Below are 16,197 nucleotides of genomic sequence, written 5' to 3' on the forward strand. Positions count from 1 at the left end.
TTGTTTGAGGGTTACGGGGGACCTCTTCATATGCTGGTTAGGGGTGGGCGGCAGCGTGAGATGTGTGTAAGGGCCAGTTCAGCCGCCGCCCCGGGCACGGGACGGCGGAGGGGCGGTGCGGCCGGCCGGGTGCCGGGGCGGCGCGGGCCGCCCCGGCGGGGTCACAGCTCCGCCGGCGGGGAGGGCGCCTCCACGCTGCTGGTCAGCTCGGAGATCCAGTCGCTGACCGCGGAGACCGCGTCGCCTATGGCCTGCCAGTAGCTCCTGCCCTGGGCGAGCCAGTCCTGGAGCGGGGTCAGCTCCCAGATGAGCCAGCCGGCCACGACGAGGAGCACGATCGTGAACAGGCAGCCCTTGAGGCACCCCAGGCCCGGGATGCGCATCGGGTTGGCACTGCGCCGCCGCGGGGCGCGGGGCGCGGGCTGCGGCGGCTGGGGCTGCTGGGGCTGCTGGGGCGCCTGCGGCTGGGGCGCGTACTGCTGCTGCTGCGGCGCCGGGGCGTACTGCTGCCGGGGCGGCTGGGACCGGGGCGGCTGGGGCGCGTACTGCTGCGGCGGAGGCTGCTGCCGGTGCTGCGGCGGGTGCGGCTGCGGCTGCGGCGGCTGCGGCTGCCGCTGGGGACGGCGGCGCAGGGGGTCCTCGTCGGGGGTGAGGTACTGGACCTGGGTCTGCTCGTTGCGGTCCCGGGCCGCGCGCAGCTGCGTCTGCCAGGGGTGCGGCCCGTCGGGCTGCGGCGCGGACTGCGGTACGGGGGGCATGACCGCGGTCGGGTCGGCCGCGCCGCCCGGTCCGCCCGGCCCGCCGGGGCCGGCCTGCGGGAGGACGCTGGTCGCGGCGGCCGGGTCGTACTGCGAGGCGCCCCGGCCGGTGTTCGGCAGGACCTGCGTGGCGTCGGCGGAGCCGGGGACGTCCGGCGCGGTCGGGACGGGCGCGGGGGACGGATCGGGGACGAGCAGCGCCCCGACGCCCTCGGCCGCCTCGATCTCGGCGGGGCTCGCGTGGACGCCGATGCCCGCGGCGACCACGCGCAGCGCCCGGGCGAGGCTCTCGGCACCGGGGCGGCGGTCGGGGTCCTTGCTGAGGCAGCGCTCGATGACCGTCCACAGCGGGGCCGGCACGGTCGACGGGCGGCGGGGCTCCTCGCTGAGGTGCCGGTGCAGGACCTCCAGCGCGGTGGCGCCCGCGAACGGGGGACGGCCGGTGACCAGCTCGTACAGCAGGATGCCGGCGCCGTAGATGTCCACGGCGGAGGTCTGCGGGCGGCCCTCGGCGGACTCGGGCGCGACGTAGGCGGGCGTGCCGACGAACTCGTGGGTGCGGGTGAGGCCCGGGGAGTCGGCGAGGCGGGCGATGCCGAAGTCGGTGAGCATCGGGTGCATCCGCCCGTCGCGCTCGGCGAGCAGGACGTTCGCCGGCTTCAGGTCGCGGTGCACGACGCCGTCGGCGTGGCTGGCCGCCAGCGCGTCCGCGATCTGGGCGGTCACCAGGGCCGCGGCGACCGGGGTGAGCGGGCCGTTCTCGCGGATGTAGCGGTGCAGGTCCGGGCCGTCGACGAGGTCCATGACCAGGGCGAGCAGGTCGCCCTCGACCACCAGGTCGCGGGTGCGGACGATGTTGGGGTGGGTGAGGCGCAGGAGGACGGAGCGCTCCCGCAGGAAGCGCATCACGACGTCCGCGTCGTTCGCGAGCTCCTCCTTGAGGACCTTGATCGCGACGATCTCGTCGGGCCGGCCCGGGACGGCCGCCTCGGCGCCCGCCGTCTCCCTCTGGCGGGCACGCCAGACGGTGCCCGTGGCGCCGCGTCCGAGCGGCTGCTCGAGCAGGTACTTGCTGCCGACTGGCCGCACGGTCATGTGCTCCCTGCGATCGTGGTCCGAAACTGGCTTTTCGTCCGACCCACTGTAGTGCCGTTCCGCTTCCTTCGAATTTCCCTCGAACATCTCGCCGCCGGGCGGACGGGGGGAAAGACGTGCGGGCGGGGCGCCCGGTTGCCCGGGACGCGGAGGTGCCGGGGATGGACGCGGGGCCGCGTCCCCGGGCGGACCGGAATTCCAAGATCGTTTTTTCTCGTCGGCGGGCGCCGGACCGGCGGCAGGTGGGAGGATGCACCTGCACGGCGCGCCGCGGGGGCGGAACCCTCCGCGACGGGCCGTGCCGACCTGTACCGGACGACGTGTCCGCGCACGGGCGGGGGACGTCGAGGGCCTGCCCCCACCGCCGGGCGCGTCGCGCAGAAGGGACCGCTGACGGCGATGCAGATCCGGCTGACCGTCCTCGCGGCGCCGCCCGGCGGGCAGACCGCACGGCGCGCCTGCGACGTGCTCGTCACCGCCCCGGCCGGCACCGCGCTGGCCGCCGTGGCGTCCGGTGTCGCCGCCGCGGCGGCAGGCCCGGACGGCGCGGCGGGCAGCGGCCCCGTCGTGCTGTACGCCGGGCGCGAACGGCTCGACCTCCAGCGCTGCGCCCTGGGCGAGCCGCCCCTCGTCGACGGGGCGGTGCTGGCGCTCCAGGCCCCCGCGGACGACGCGCCCGCGGACGGCGGCGCGGTCGCGCGCCTGCACGTGGTGGCCGGCCCGGACGCGGGCGGGGTGCACCTGCTGCACCCCGGGCACGTCCGCGTCGGCCGCTCCGCCGACGCCGACGTGCCGCTGGACGACCCGGACGTGTCGCGGCTCCACTGCGAGGTGGCGGTCGGCGAGGACGGCCTCGTGACGGTCGCCGACCCGGGTTCCACGAACGGGACGGCGCTGGACGGCCGGCCCGTCGGCCCCCGGCCCGTCCGCCTGCCCGCGGGGGCGCTGCTGCGGGTCGGCGAGTCGACCCTGCGCCTGTCCGCCGGTACGGACCCCGCCGCCCCCCTGTCCACGACCCCGGACGGCGAGGGCCACGTACGCGTCACGCCCGTGCCGGTCCCGTCCCCGGCGGACGGCGCGGCGGACGACGGGCGCGGGCGGCCGCCCGGCCCCGCCGGGGACCGCGAGCGGGCGCCCGGCGCCGGGCCCGGTCCCGCCCCGGACTCCGGTACGGGCGCCGCCCGGGCCCCCGGCGCCCCCGGCGGGGACGGTCCGCACGGCGGCCGGCCGGCGGAACACGGCGCCTCCCCGCCGGCCCCGCCCCGGGCGGCCCGTCCGGCGTCCCGGACGCCCGCGACGGGGCGGCGCCCGCCCCCGCCGGCCCCCCGCCGGGAGCGGGGAGCCGGCCCGGCGGCGCGGGATAGGGGCCTGGGCCCGGCGGCTGGCCGGCGGGCGCGGGGACCGGGCGGCCCCGGACGGCCGGGACACCGGGGCCGGCGTACCGGACGTGCCGCGCGGGCCCGGCCCCGAGGCGTGGCCGGACCCGGCCGCCGTCCTGCTGACCGCCCTCGGGCCGGGCCGGCGGCTCTGGGAGCGGGCACCGGCCCACCCGGAGGCGCTCGCGGTGCGGCTCGGCACGACGGACCGCGCCGACCTCGCGGCGGTGCCCGTCACGGTCGGGCTGCGCGAGGCCGGGGCGCTGGGGCTCGCCGGGCCGCGCGCCCGGCTCCTGGGGCTGGCCCGTTCGGTCGTGGCCCAGCTCGCCGCGCTGCACGCCCCGGCCGACCTGGAGATCGTGCTGATCGGCGCGGACCCCGCCCGGCCCCTGGAGGAGCGCCGCCGCGACTGGGCGTGGCTCGGCTGGCTGCCGCACGTGCGGCCCGCGCACGGCCAGGACTGCCGGCTGCTCCTCGCGTACGACCGGGACCAGGCCGCCGCGCGGCTGGCGGAGCTGACCCGGCGCCTGGACGGCGGGCCGGGGGCCGCCCCGGGGCCGTACACGGTGGTGGTGGTCGACGGCGACCCGGGCGACGGGGCGCTGCGGGAGACGGCCGCGCGGCTGGCGGGCGGGGGCGCGGCGGCCGGCGTCCACCTGCTGTGCCTGGTGGAGACGGCGCCCGCGACGGCGGTGTTCCCGGTCGCGGCGGCCTACGAGGCGGCGTGCGCGGCGGCGCCGGCGTTCCGGGAGTGCGGCGCGGTGGGCCTGCTGACGGGCGAGGTGGCGACGGCGCTGCGGGTGATGCGGACGGCCGGCGGCCACCCGGCGGGCCACGGCACGGCCGCGACGGTCGACGCGGTGTCGCCGGCGTGGGCGGAGCGGTTCGCCCGGGCGCTGGCCCCGCTGCGCGCGAACGGGCCCGAGCAGCGCGGGCGGGCCGCGGCCGCGGCGCTGCCCCTCTCCTCGCGCCTGCTGGAGGAGCTGGAGCTGGCGAGGGCCACGCCCGCGTCGCTGATGGCCCGCTGGGCGTCCGCCCCGGACGGCACGGCGGTGCTGGGCGCGGGCCCGCACGGCCCGGTCGGCGTGGACCTGACCGGCGCCGACGGCCCGCACCTGCTGATCGAGGGCCCGCCGGGGAGCGGGCGCACGGAGCTGCTGCGCTCCGTCGCGGCGTCGCTCGCCGCCTCGTCGCGGCCCGACCGGCTCGGGCTGCTGCTGGTGGACGGCGCGGGCGGCGAGCGGGGCGAGGGGCTCGCGCCCTGCACCGACCTGCCGCACGTCGTGGAGCACCTGGTCGCGTCGGACCCGGTGCGGATGCGGGCGTTCGCGCAGGCGCTCGGCGCCGAGCTGAAGCGGCGCGCGGAACTGCCGGGGCACGAGGGTCTCGGCGACCGGTCCGCGCACGGCGACGGCGGCCCGGGCGATCCGCCCGCCGACCGGGCCGTCCCCGAGCAGCGCGGCGGCGGCCAGGCCCCCGCGCCGGGCCGTGCGCCNGTNNCNNNNGCNGCGNNNGGCGCGCGGCNNCNGGGGGCGAGGCGCCCCCGCCGCCGCGCCTCGTGGTCCTCGTCGACGACCTGGACGCGCTGGTCGCGCCCGCCCTCGGCAGTCCGGGCCGCCCGGCGGCCGGTTCGGTCGTACGGGCGCTGGAGGCCGTCGCGCGGGACGGGGGGCGGCTGGGCGTCCACCTGGTGGCGGCGACGGCCCACCCGGACCGCACGGCCGGGACGGAACCGGACCGCCGCGCGCGGTCGCGGGTCGTGCTGGACGCGCCGCCCGTGCCGCCGGGCCCGGACGACCCGGCGCCCGGCCGGGGGCGGCTGCGCCGCGCCGACGGGCGGACGACGCCGTTCCAGGCGGGCCGGGTGACCGGGCGGATCCCGCGCACGGCGACGCTGCGCCCCACCGTCGTACCGCTGGAGTGGGAGCGCATGGGCGACCCGCCGGCCCGCCGCCCCGTGCGGGAGCTGGGCAACGGGCCGACGGACCTGGCCCTGCTCGGCAGCGCCCTGGACCGGGCGGCCCGTTCGGTCGGCGCGGTGCCCCTGCCGCCGCTCACGGCCGCGCCCGACGCCGTCGGCCCCGTGCGCTGACGGGACGTCACGAGAAGATCACGATCCGGGAGTCGGGGCGGAAGGCGGTATTGCGGCCCTCCGGTGCGCCGCGTAGACCAGAGCAACAGGACGACAGGGTCGACGCACACGGAAGAAACGGGGCAGTGATGCGTACAACTCCGCTCAAACGCCGGACCGTTGTGGCCCTCGCGGTCGCGGGGGCCCTGACCCTCGCCGGCTGCGGCGGCGGTGGCGGGACCCGCTCCGGCGGGGACGCCGGCGGCGGGGACGCGAGCGGCGGGAGCACCGCGCAGACCGTCCGGTTGCCGAAGCTGGACGGGCAGCGCCTCCAGGTGGTCGGCGTGTGGACGGGACCGGAGCAGGAGGCGTTCGCCAAGGTCCTGAAGGAGTTCGAGAAGCGCACCGGCGCACGCGTCTCGTACGTGCCGACGCAGGACGCGATGCTCAACTACATCGGCACGAAGACCGCCGGCGGCTCGCCGCCCGACGTGGCGATGCTCCAGCAGGTCGGCGCGCTCCGGCAGGCCGTCGAGCGGAAGTGGGCGAAGCCGGTGGGCGCGGAGGCGAAAGCGCAGCTGGCGAAGAACTACACCAAGGGCTGGCGGGACCTCGGGGCGGTGGACGGCACGCAGTACGGCGTGTACTTCAAGGCCGCCAACAAGTCGCTGGTCTGGTACAACACGGCGGTCTTCGACAACGCGGGCGCCTCCGAGCCGAAGACGTGGAAGGAACTGCTGGCCACCGCCGAGACGATCTCCGCGTCCGGGGTCACGCCCGTGTCGGTCGGCGGCGCGGACGGGTGGACGCTGACGGACTGGTTCGAGAACGTCTACCTGTCGCAGGCCGGGACGGAGAAGTACGACCAGCTGGCGGCGCACCGGATCAAGTGGACCGACCCGTCGGTGGCCCGGGCCCTGAAGACGCTCGCCGAGCTGTTCGGGAAGCCGAACCTGATCGCGGGCGGCGCGGCCGGCGCGCTGCAGACGGAGTTCCCCGCGTCGGTGACGCAGACCTTCACGGGCGGCGACCAGCCGAAGGCCGCGATGGTCTTCGAGGGCGACTTCGTGGCGGTCAACATCGCCCAGACCGAGGCGAAGATCGGCACGGACGCGAAGGTGTTCCCGTTCCCGGCCGTGGACGGCGGCGAACCGCCCGTGGTGACGGGCGGGGACGTGGCGGTGGCGCTGACGGACAAGCCCGCGGCGCAGGCGCTGCTGACGTTCCTCGCGTCGCCGGACGCGGCGGCGGTCTGGGCGGCCCAGGGCGGGTTCGTCTCGCCCAACAAGTCGCTGGACCCGGCCGCGTACCCCGACGACGTGCAGCGCGGCATCGCGAAGGCGCTGATCGCCGCCGGCGACGACTTCCGCTTCGACATGTCGGACCAGATGCCGCAGTCCTTCGGCGGCACGCCCGGCAAGGGCGAGTGGAAGGCCCTCCAGGACTTCCTGAGGAACCCTAGGGACGTCGCGGGGACGCAGGCGCGCCTGGAGGCGGACGCGGCCAAGGCGTACCGGAGCGGGAGCTGACGCCGTGACCGCCGCTCCCCCGCTCCGGACGCGGCAGCGGTACCGGCGGCCCGCCCGCGGGAGCACGGCGGGCACCCGCGGACTGCTCGCCGCCCTGTTCCTGCTGCCCGCGCTGGTACTGCTGGGCGCCCTCGTCGTGTACCCGATCGGGTACTCCGTCCAGCGGTCGTTCCTCGACCGGGCCGGTACGGCCTTCGTCGGCCTGGACAACTACGCGGAGATCTTCACCGACGAGACGATCCTGACGGCGGTGCGGAACAACGCGATCTGGGTGGTGGCCGCGCCGGCGCTGGCCACCGCCCTCGGGCTGGTCTTCGCCGTGCTGACCGAGCGGGTCCGCTGGGGCACGGCGTTCAAGCTGGTCGTCTTCATGCCGATGGCGATATCCATGCTGGCCGCCGGGATCATCTTCCGGCTGGTGTACGAGCAGGACCCCGACCGGGGCGTCGCGAACGCGGTGTGGGTCGGCGTCCACGACACGTTCGCCGAGTCGGCCGGCTACCCCAAGGCCCGCCCGCTGCCGGTGCACCCGCTCAAGGCGGCGGGCGGCGGCGCGTACGTGACGAAGGAGCCGGTGCGGGCGGGGACGCCCGCACGGCTGCCGCTCGTCGGGGTGGCGCCGGCGAAGATGCCCGACGACGCCCGGCCGGCGCGCGAGCCGCGGCCCGCGCCCGGCGCGGTCGCCGGCACGGCGTGGCTGGACTTCACCAAGGGCGGCGGGGGCACCCCCAACACCGTCGACGCCGGGGAGCGGGGCCTGAAGGGCCTGCGGATCGAGGCGGTGAGGGACGGGCGGGTCGTCGCCTCGGCGACGGCGGCGGCGGACGGGTCGTTCACCCTGCCCGCCGCGGCGGACGGGGCGCTGCTGCGGCTGCCGGAGGCCAACTTCCGGGAGCCGTACAACGGTCTGGACTGGCTGGGCCCGGCGCTGGTGACGCCCGCCGTGATCGGCGCCTACGTGTGGATGTGGGCGGGCTTCGCGATGGTCCTCATCGCGGCCGGCCTCGCGGGCCTGCCGCGCGAGCTGCTGGAGGCGGCCCGCGTGGACGGCGCCAACGAGTGGCAGGTGTTCCGCCGGGTGACGGTGCCGATGCTCGCGCCGGTGCTGGCGGTGGTGCTGGTGACGCTGGTGATCAACGTGCTGAAGATCTTCNNGACNNGNNGCGAACGTGCTCGCCCTCCAGCTGTACCGCTCGTCCTTCGGCACCGACGCCCACCTGGGCGTCGGCAGCGCGATCTCGGTGCTGCTGCTGGTGCTGGTGCTCCCGGTGATGTTCTTCAACATCCGGCGGATCAGGAGGTCGGGACGATGAGGGGATCTCGTGCCGCGTCGGCGCCGCCGGGCGTCCGGCCCGCACCCCGGCCGGCGTCCCGGCTGGTGTCGCGGCTGGCCGGGGGCGCCGTGCAGGTGTTCCTCGTCGCCGTCGCGCTGTTCTGGCTGATGCCCACGGTGGGTCTGCTGCTGTCCTCGCTGCGGTCGCCGTCCGACATCAGCGGGAGTGGCTGGTGGACGGTGTTCACCGCGCCGGCGCGGCTGACGGCCGACAACTACGCGGCGATCCTGCGCAACGAGGCGATCACCGACTCGCTGCTCTCCACGGCGATGATCGCCGTCCCGGCGACGGTGCTCGTCGTCGTGCTCGGCTCGCTCGCCGGGTACGCGTTCGCCTGGATGGACTTCCCGGGCCGCGACTGGTGGTTCCTGGCCGTGGTGGGACTGCTGGTGGTGCCGGTGCAGGTGGCGCTGGTGCCGGTGTCGGAGCTGTTCGGGCGGATCGGCGTCTTCGAGACGACGCTGGGCGTGGTCCTGTTCCACACGGCCTTCGGCCTGCCGTTCGCGATCTTCCTGCTGCGCAACTTCTTCGCGGAGATCCCGCGCGAGCTGCTGGAGGCGGCCCGCCTCGACGGGGCGGGCGAGATGCGGCTCTTCGCGCGCGTGGTGCTGCCGCTGGGCGGCCCGGCGATCGCGTCGCTCGGCATCTTCCAGTTCCTGTGGGTGTGGAACGACATGCTGGTCGCGCTGGTCTTCGCCGACTCGGACGCCCCGCCGATCACGGTGGCGCTCCAGCAGCAGGTGCGGCAGTTCGGCAACAACGTCGACGTGCTGGCGCCGGGCGCGTTCGTGTCGATGGTGGTGCCGCTGGTGGTGTTCTTCGCCTTCCAGCGGCAGTTCGTGTCGGGCGTGATGGCGGGGGCGGTGAAGTAGCGCCTCCCCCGCGGACGCCGCGCCGCCGCGCCCGGCGGGGCGGCGGCTCGGTGGGCGGCGNNCCCGCGCCTCCCGGCACGGCCCGGCCGCGGGAACGGGGCGGGGCGCCCACCACGCGGGTGGGCGCCCCTTTTCGTCCGTACGCGTACCGGCCGCGCCGCGGCTCAGCCGTGGGCGCGCAGCAGCGTCCGCATCGTCCGCATCGCCACCGACAGGTTCGCCAGGTCGAACGCGTCGGAGTTCCGGATCTCCTCCAGCGTGGTCCGCGCCCGGGCCAGCAGGGGCGCGTTCCTCTCCTCCCAGGCCGCGAACCGCTCCTCCGGCGTCGACGAGCCGTTCCCGGCGGACAGCACGTCGGAGGTGAGGGCGGCGTGCGCCGCGTACAGGTCCTCGCGGATCGCGGCGCGGGCCATCGACTGCCAGCGGTCGCCCCGCGGCAGCTCGATGATGCGGTCCATCAGCTGGGTGATCCCCAGCCGGTCGGCGAGGTCGTAGTACACCTCGGCGACGGCCAGCGGCTCCTTGCCCGTGCGGTCCGCGACGGCGACGATGTCGAGCGTCGGGAACGCCGACGAGAACCCGGCGACCCGCACGGCCAGCTCCTCCGGCACGCCCTCCCCGGTCAGCTCGGCGACCAGGCCCTCGTACCAGTCGAGGTCGGCACCGCGCAGCATCTTCGGCAGTTCGGCCCACACCTGCTCGACGCGGACGCCGAAGAAGTCGATCGTCTCGGCGAGCCGGAGCGGCTGCGGCCGGTTGTTGAGCAGCCAGCGCGTGCCGCGTTCGACGAGGCGGCGCGAGTGCAGCCGGATCCGGGTCTGCACCTCGGCCGGGACCCGGTTGTCGAGCGCCTCGACGGCGTCCCAGACGGCGCCCAGGCCGAAGATGGCGCGGGCGGCGGTCTGCGCGCGGACGACCTCCGCGAGCGACGCTCCGGTCTCCTCGCGGAGCCGGTGCAGGAACGTCGAGCCGCCGCTGTTGACCGTGTCGTTCACCAGGATCGTGGTGATGATCTCGCGGCGCAGCGCGTGCGCGTCGATCTGCTCGGGGAACCGCTCGCGCAGGGTGGTCGGGAAGTACGTGTGGAGCAGGCTCCGCAGGTACGGGTCGTCCGGCAGGTCGGTGGTGATCAGCTCCTCCGCCACCGCGATCTTGGTGTAGGCGAGCAGCACGGCGAGTTCGGGCTGGCTGAGCCCCTTGCCGCCGTTGAGCAGTTCGCGGATCTGCCGGTCGCCGGGGAGGAACTCCAGGTCCCGGTCGAGGCGTCCCTCGCCCTCCAGCCGGCGCATGAACCGCTGGTGGGCGTGGAGGAGGGAGGCGGACTGGTGGACGGCGAGGGAGAGCGCCACGTTCTGCGCGTAGTTGTTGCGCAGCACCAGGCAGCCGACCTCGTCGGTCATCTCCGCGAGGATCGCGTTGCGCTGCTTGACGGTCATGTCGCCCTCGGCGACCAGGCCGTTCAGCAGGATCTTGATGTTCACCTCGTGGTCGGAGGTGTCGACGCCGGCGCTGTTGTCGAGGGCGTCGGTGTTGATCCTGCCGCCGGTGCCCTCGGGGCCGCCGGCGCGGGCGAACTCGATGCGGCCGAGCTGGGTGAGGCCCAGGTTGCCGCCCTCGCCGACGACCTTGACGCGCAGGTCCTCGCCGTTGACGCGGATGGCGTCGTTGGCCTTGTCGCCGACGTCGGCGTGCGACTCGGTGGACGCCTTGACGTACGTGCCGATGCCGCCGTTCCACAGCAGGTCCACCGGCGCCTTGAGAATGGCCTTCATCAGCTCGGCCGGGGTCATCTTGGTGACGCCCTCGTCGATGCCGAGCGCCGCCCGCATGTGGGCGTTGACCGGGATGGACTTGGCCTGCCGCGAGTGGACGCCGCCGCCGGGCGACAGCAGTTCCGGGTCGTAGTCGGCCCAGGAGCTGCGGGGCAGTTCGAACAGGCGGCGGCGCTCGGCGTACGAGACGGCCGCGTCCGGGTTCGGGTCGACGAAGATGTGCCGGTGGTCGAAGGCGGCGACGAGGCGGATGTGCTCGGACAGCAGCATGCCGTTGCCGAACACGTCGCCGGACATGTCGCCGACGCCGACGACGGTGAAGTCCTGCGTCTGCGTGTCGTGGCCCAGCTCGCGGAAGTGCCGCTTCACGGACTCCCAGGCGCCGCGCGCGGTGATGCCCATGCCCTTGTGGTCGTACCCGGCGGAGCCGCCGGAGGCGAAGGCGTCGCCGAGCCAGAAGCCGTACGCGACGGCGACCTCGTTGGCGATGTCGGAGAACGTCGCCGTCCCCTTGTCGGCGGCGACCACCAGGTACGTGTCGTCCTCGTCGTGGCGGACCACGTCGGCGGGCGGCACGACCTCGCCGCCGACCAGGTTGTCGGTGATGTCGAGGAGCGCGGAGATGAACGTGCGGTACGAGGCGACGCCCTCGGCCAGCCACGCGTCGCGGTCCACGGCCGGGTCGGGCAGCTGCTTGGCGACGAAGCCGCCCTTCGCGCCGACCGGGACGATGACGGTGTTCTTCACCATCTGCGCCTTGACCAGGCCGAGGATCTCCGTGCGGAAGTCCTCGCGCCGGTCGGACCAGCGCAGGCCGCCGCGCGCGACCTTGCCGAAGCGCAGGTGGACGCCCTCGACGCGCGGCGAGTACACCCAGATCTCGAACGCGGGGCGCGGCGCCGGCAGGTCCGGGATGGCCTGCGGGTCGAACTTCATCGACACGTACGCGTGCGGCCGGCCCTCGGCGTCCTTCTGGAAGAAGTTGGTCCGCAGGGTCGCCTTGATGACGGTGAGGAAGGAGCGCAGGATGCGGTCCTCGTCGAGCGAGGCGACCTGGTCGAGGGCGCCGTCGAGCTCCTCCAGGATGCCGTCCGTCAGCTCCGTGCCGGCCCGCTGCCGCTCCGGCGACATCCGCGCCTCGAACAGCGAGACGAGCAGCCGCGTCGTGTGGACGTTGTTGCGGAGGGTGTCCTCCATGTAGTCCTGGCTGAACGTCGAACCGGCCTGCCGCAGGTACTTGGCGTAGGCGCGCAGCACCATGGCCTGCCGCCAGGTCAGTCCGGCGCTGAGGACGAGCGCGTTGAACCCGTCGTTCTCCGCCTGCCCGGTCCAGGTCGCGGCGAACGCCTCCTGGAACCGCTCGCGGGCGTCGTCGCCGAGGCGGTCGCCGTTCCCGGCGGGGGCGGGGACGCGCAGGCCGAAGTCGTAGATCCAGGCATGGGTGCGGTCGGCGCAGCGCAGCTCGTACGGGCGCTCGTCGACGACCTCCACGCCGAGCCGGTTGAGGACCGGCAGGACGGCGGAGAGGGAGACCTGCGCGCCCGTCTTGTAGATCTTGAAGCGGCGCTCGCCGGGGGCGGCGCCGACCGGCTCGTACAGGGAGAGCGCGAAGTCCTGGCCCTCTTGGGTGAGCTGCTCCATCCGGAGGACGTCGGCGACGGCGGAGCGCGGCGAGTGGTCGGCCTTGTAGCCCTCGGAGAAGGCGCCCGCGTAGCGGCGCAGCAGGTCGGCGGCGCGCTCCTCGCCGGTCTCGGCGTTGAGCGCCTCGCTGAAGCCGTCGGCCCAGGAGCGGGCGGCCTCGGCGAGCCGGTTCTCCAGGCGGTCGGCGTCGGCGTCGGTGAGGGGGGTGAGCGTGGTGCCCTGCGGGACGCGGACGACGAAGTGGAGGCGGGAGAGGACCGACTCGGTGTTCCAGGCGGTGAAGTCGACGCTGGTGCCGCCGAGCTCCTCCTTCAGGATGTCGGTGAGCCGCTCGCGGACCGTGGTGTTGAAGCGGTCGCGCGGCAGGTAGACGAGGGCGGAGTAGTAGCGGCCGTACTCGTCCTGGCGCAGGTAGAGGCGGAGCCGGCGGCGCTCCTGGAGGTACAGGACGCTGGTGGCGATGGACAGCAGCCGGTCGACCGGGGTCTGGAACAGCTCGTCCCGCGGGTAGGTCTCCAGGATCTGCAGCAGGTCGCGGCCGTCGTGGCTGGCGGGCGAGAAGCCGGCCGCGTCGAGGACCTCGGAGACCTTGCGGCGGATGACGGGGACGCGCCGGACGGACTCGGTGTAGGCGGCGGACGAGAACAGGCCGAGGAAGCGGCGCTCCCCGACGACGTTGCCCTGCTCGTCGAACTTCTTGACGCCGATGTAGTCCAGGTAGGACGGGCGGTGGACGGTGGCGCGGCTGTTGGCCTTGGTGAGGATGAGCAGCCTGTGCTCGCGGGCCTTGGCGCGGGCGTCGGCGGGCAGCCGGTTGAACGACGGGGACACCGGGTGGCCGTGGGCGTCGTCGTCTCCGCCGTGGTGCGGGTCGGAGCGCAGGATGCCGAGGCCGGTGCCGGGCACGGCGGCGAGGGCGTCGCCGTCGACGAGGTCGTACTCGCGGTAGCCGAGGAACGTGAAGTGGTCGTCGGCCAGCCAGCGCAGCAGCTCGCGGGCCTCCTCGACCTCGCTGGGCCGCAGGTCGTCGGCGGTCGGCTCGTCCGCGAGGCCGTCGGCGAGGCGGAGCGCGGCCTGGCGCATCTTCTCCCAGTCCTCGACGGCCTCGCGGACGTCGGACAGGACGCGCAGCAGGTCGGCGGTGATCTGCTTGAGGTCGGCGCGGTCGGTCTCGCGGTCGATCTCCACGTGGATCCACGACTCGACGAGCGCGTCGTGCGGCCTGTCGTGGCCGCCGGTCTCGGAGCCGGGGCCGGAGGGGAGGACCTCGACGAGCTTGCCGGTCACGTCGCGGCGGACGACGATCTGCGGGTGCACGACGAGGTGGATGCCGCGGTTCTGCCGGGACAGCTCGTTGGTGACGGAGTCGACGAGGAACGGCATGTCGTCGGTGACCACCTCGACGACGGTGTGGCTGCACGTCCAGCCGTTCTCCTCGACCGTCGGCGTGTGCACGCGGACGCTCGCCGTGCCCTGGGGGCGGTTCTCGGCCAGCCGGTAGTGGGACAGTGCCGCTCCGTACACGTCGACCGGGTCGCGGTCGGTGAGGTCCTCGGGAGCGGTGTGCAGGTAGTAGCGCTGGAGGTACTCGAGCACGATGCCCGGGTCGGGCCTGCCCCCGGTCTCGTTCTCAGCTGCCCGGGCGGCCTGTTCGAGCAGCTCGGCTTTGGCTTCGTCCAGCTTGGTCTGCATGTCCTCTGGCTCCTGTCGCGCGCCGTTGCGTGACGTAGGGGAAGGGGGTGGCATCACGTTCACGCTTCAACGCGGGGTATCCGCTCGGCGGGGACGTTATGCCGAAATGAAGGAAGCCCGGACGATTGTCGGCCGTTCTCGGCGGGGGTGCCGGGGACGGCGGAGCAGCCGGGCAGGAGGGATCAGCACCCGCCCGGGCGCGGTGGCCCGCCGGATGCCGGCCGGGGGCTGCGCTGCCCCCACGGCGTATGGCGCTGATCACGGGTCCAGGCTATCGCTCCCCACCCCGGAAACGTCATGGGCCGCATGTGTACAAAAGGCGACCCCGAAGTTTGACAACGTGGACAGTGACAGGTATCCCGGCGGGCGGGTAGGCCCCGCGGAGGGAGTGCGGATCGAGCCGCACGACCGGGCCTCCGGGCGGCGCGCCGGGTCAGCCGATCAGGTCCTCGGCGACGGCGACGGCCTCGGCCAGCGTGTCGACCACGGGGACGCCCGCGCTCTCCAGGCTGGCGCGGCTGTGCGACCCGCCCGTGTACAGCACGGCCCGGGCACCGACGTGGGCGGCCGCGATCGCGTCGTCCCGGGCGTCGCCGATGACCACGGTCCGCTCGGGCGGGACGCCGTCGAGGGCCAGCAGGTGCCGCACCATGTGCTCGGCCTTGCCGGACGTGGAGCGGTCGGTGCGCCCGTCGACGCGGACGAACCACTCCTCGATGCCGTACTGCCGCACCAGCGGCACCAGGTGCTCGTGCGGCGCCAGCGACAGCAGCGACTGCGTCCGTCCGAACTCGCGGGCGGCCGCCAGCAGCTCGGCCGCGCCGTCGGCGAGTCCGCAGGCGCCGACCCGCGCCCAGTAGTGCCGGTGGAACGTGCCGTCCATGACGGCCCACTCCTCCTCGGTGGGCACCCGGCCCAGCAGCCGCTCGTAGAAGAGGGGGACGGGCACGCAGTACAGCTCGCGGTACCGCTCGAGCGTGATCGGCGGCAGGCCTATCTCCTCGAAGGAGGCGTTGGTCGCCTCGATGACGGTGCCGATGTCGTCGAGCAGGGTCCCGTTCCAGTCCCAGACGAGATGCGCGCGTTGCTTCCCCATGCCACGACCGTACCGGCGGGGTCCGACAACGGGCCCGGTCTCAGCCGAGGAGGTGGGGAATCTCCTGCACGCCGTACCAGAGCAGTTCGTGGTCCTCGGCGCCGTCGACGGTGAAGCGGGCGTCGTCGTCGCCCGCGTCGGCCGCGCCGAGCGCGTCGGCGGCGGCGCGCACGGCGGCCTCGGCGTCGGCCGCGTCGGCGTGCACCGCGGCGGCCTCGGCCAGCGGGACGGGCCCGGCGACCCGCACCTCGCCGATCGCCGCGGGGTCGAGGCCGCGGTCGGGGGTCGCGGCGCCGTCGGGGACGTCCACGGCGACGACGACCCGGCGGCGCGCGGCGTCCGGGTCGGCGGCGAGGAGGCGCAGGGACGCGGCCGCGGCGCGGCTGAGCGCGGCGTACTCGAGTTCCTCGATGTCGTCGGAGACGTACCACTCGCGCAGCCCCGGCGTGACGGCGTAGGCGGTGAACGCGCCGGCGCCGAGGACGCCCGTCCCGTGCGCCCGTGCGAGACCGGGGAGGGTCAGGGGAACGTAGACGCGCATGACAGCCGCTTTCGTAGTCGGGGACGTCCTCAGGATACGTGCGGCGGTACCCCTTCGGGGGCCGGTACGGACCCCCTCCGGCGTCCACCCCGTGATGCGTCGACCCCCCGCCGACCCGGGCGCCCCTTGGGCCCTGTCACCCGGATAGGTGATTCCGGAGCCGCGCGTCGCCGGCTTGACGGCACGTTGCGGGGCGGGCGCCGCCCCCGTAGAAGTGGGCCACCGCGAAGTTACTCCCCGGTAATCCGGGCTGACGGAAGGGACCACGCCCATGCCGCCCACCCCGATCCCCACCTCCGAAGCACGGACCCCACGCCTCCCCGCGGCACGGGGGCCGGCCGGCGCGAGCGGCCCGGAGCCGCTGTGGAAGGCCCCGGAGGGACTCGGCGCGGGCGCGACCCGCGTCCGCAACTCCCCGCC

7 protein-coding genes and 3 pseudogenes are annotated in these 16,197 nt (G+C 75.2%); 6 read left to right on the forward strand and 4 right to left on the reverse strand.

Annotation, left to right across the window (positions count from 1 at the left end):
- Positions 1-161: 161 nt before the first annotated feature.
- Positions 162-1,847, reverse strand: coding sequence for a serine/threonine-protein kinase (locus MW084_RS10430; RefSeq protein ID WP_039830183.1), 1,686 nt, complete (start codon positions 1,845-1,847; stop codon positions 162-164).
- Positions 1,848-2,252: 405 nt separating this feature from the next.
- Here MW084_RS10430 and MW084_RS24560 point away from each other — a divergent pair.
- The 6 genes and pseudogenes from MW084_RS24560 to MW084_RS10465 form a co-directional block, all read left to right on the forward strand.
- A pseudogene (locus tag MW084_RS24560) lies at positions 2,253-4,724 on the forward strand (FHA domain-containing protein); the annotation flags it as partial.
- A 33-nt stretch (positions 4,725-4,757) separates the two neighbouring features.
- A pseudogene (locus MW084_RS10445) lies at positions 4,758-5,321 on the forward strand (FHA domain-containing protein); the annotation flags it as partial.
- Positions 5,322-5,449: 128 nt separating this feature from the next.
- Positions 5,450-6,829 (forward strand): ABC transporter substrate-binding protein, encoded by a 1,380-nt coding sequence (locus tag MW084_RS10450; RefSeq protein ID WP_039830020.1) that lies wholly within the window; start codon positions 5,450-5,452, stop codon positions 6,827-6,829.
- Positions 6,830-6,833: 4 nt separating this feature from the next.
- A partial coding sequence (locus tag MW084_RS10455; RefSeq protein ID WP_420833736.1) for a carbohydrate ABC transporter permease occupies positions 6,834-7,982 on the forward strand: 1,149 nt, incomplete at its 3' end.
- 10 nt (positions 7,983-7,992) lie between these two features.
- Positions 7,993-8,142, forward strand: a pseudogene (locus tag MW084_RS10460) (sugar ABC transporter permease); the annotation flags it as partial.
- Positions 8,139-9,035, forward strand: coding sequence for a carbohydrate ABC transporter permease (locus MW084_RS10465; protein WP_029553862.1), 897 nt, complete (start codon positions 8,139-8,141; stop codon positions 9,033-9,035). The pseudogene MW084_RS10460 and the gene MW084_RS10465, both read left to right, overlap by 4 nt.
- Before the next feature lie 164 nt (positions 9,036-9,199).
- Here the strand turns inward: MW084_RS10465 and MW084_RS10470 are convergent, their stop codons facing one another.
- From MW084_RS10470 to MW084_RS10480, 3 genes are all read right to left on the reverse strand, one after another.
- Complete coding sequence (locus MW084_RS10470; RefSeq protein WP_010475256.1) at positions 9,200-14,140, reverse strand: NAD-glutamate dehydrogenase; 4,941 nt, start codon at positions 14,138-14,140, stop codon at positions 9,200-9,202.
- Positions 14,141-14,573: 433 nt separating this feature from the next.
- Positions 14,574-15,236, reverse strand: a complete 663-nt coding sequence (locus MW084_RS10475) for an HAD family hydrolase (protein WP_010475255.1) — start codon at positions 15,234-15,236, stop codon at positions 14,574-14,576.
- A gap of 40 nt (positions 15,237-15,276) precedes the next feature.
- On the reverse strand, positions 15,277-15,777 hold the full coding sequence (locus tag MW084_RS10480) for a DUF6912 family protein (protein WP_010475253.1): 501 nt from the start codon (positions 15,775-15,777) through the stop codon (positions 15,277-15,279).
- Positions 15,778-16,197 lie beyond the last annotated feature (420 nt).

The organism is Streptomyces sudanensis, from assembly GCF_023614315.1.
GTDB classification, from domain to species: domain Bacteria; phylum Actinomycetota; class Actinomycetes; order Streptomycetales; family Streptomycetaceae; genus Streptomyces; species Streptomyces sudanensis.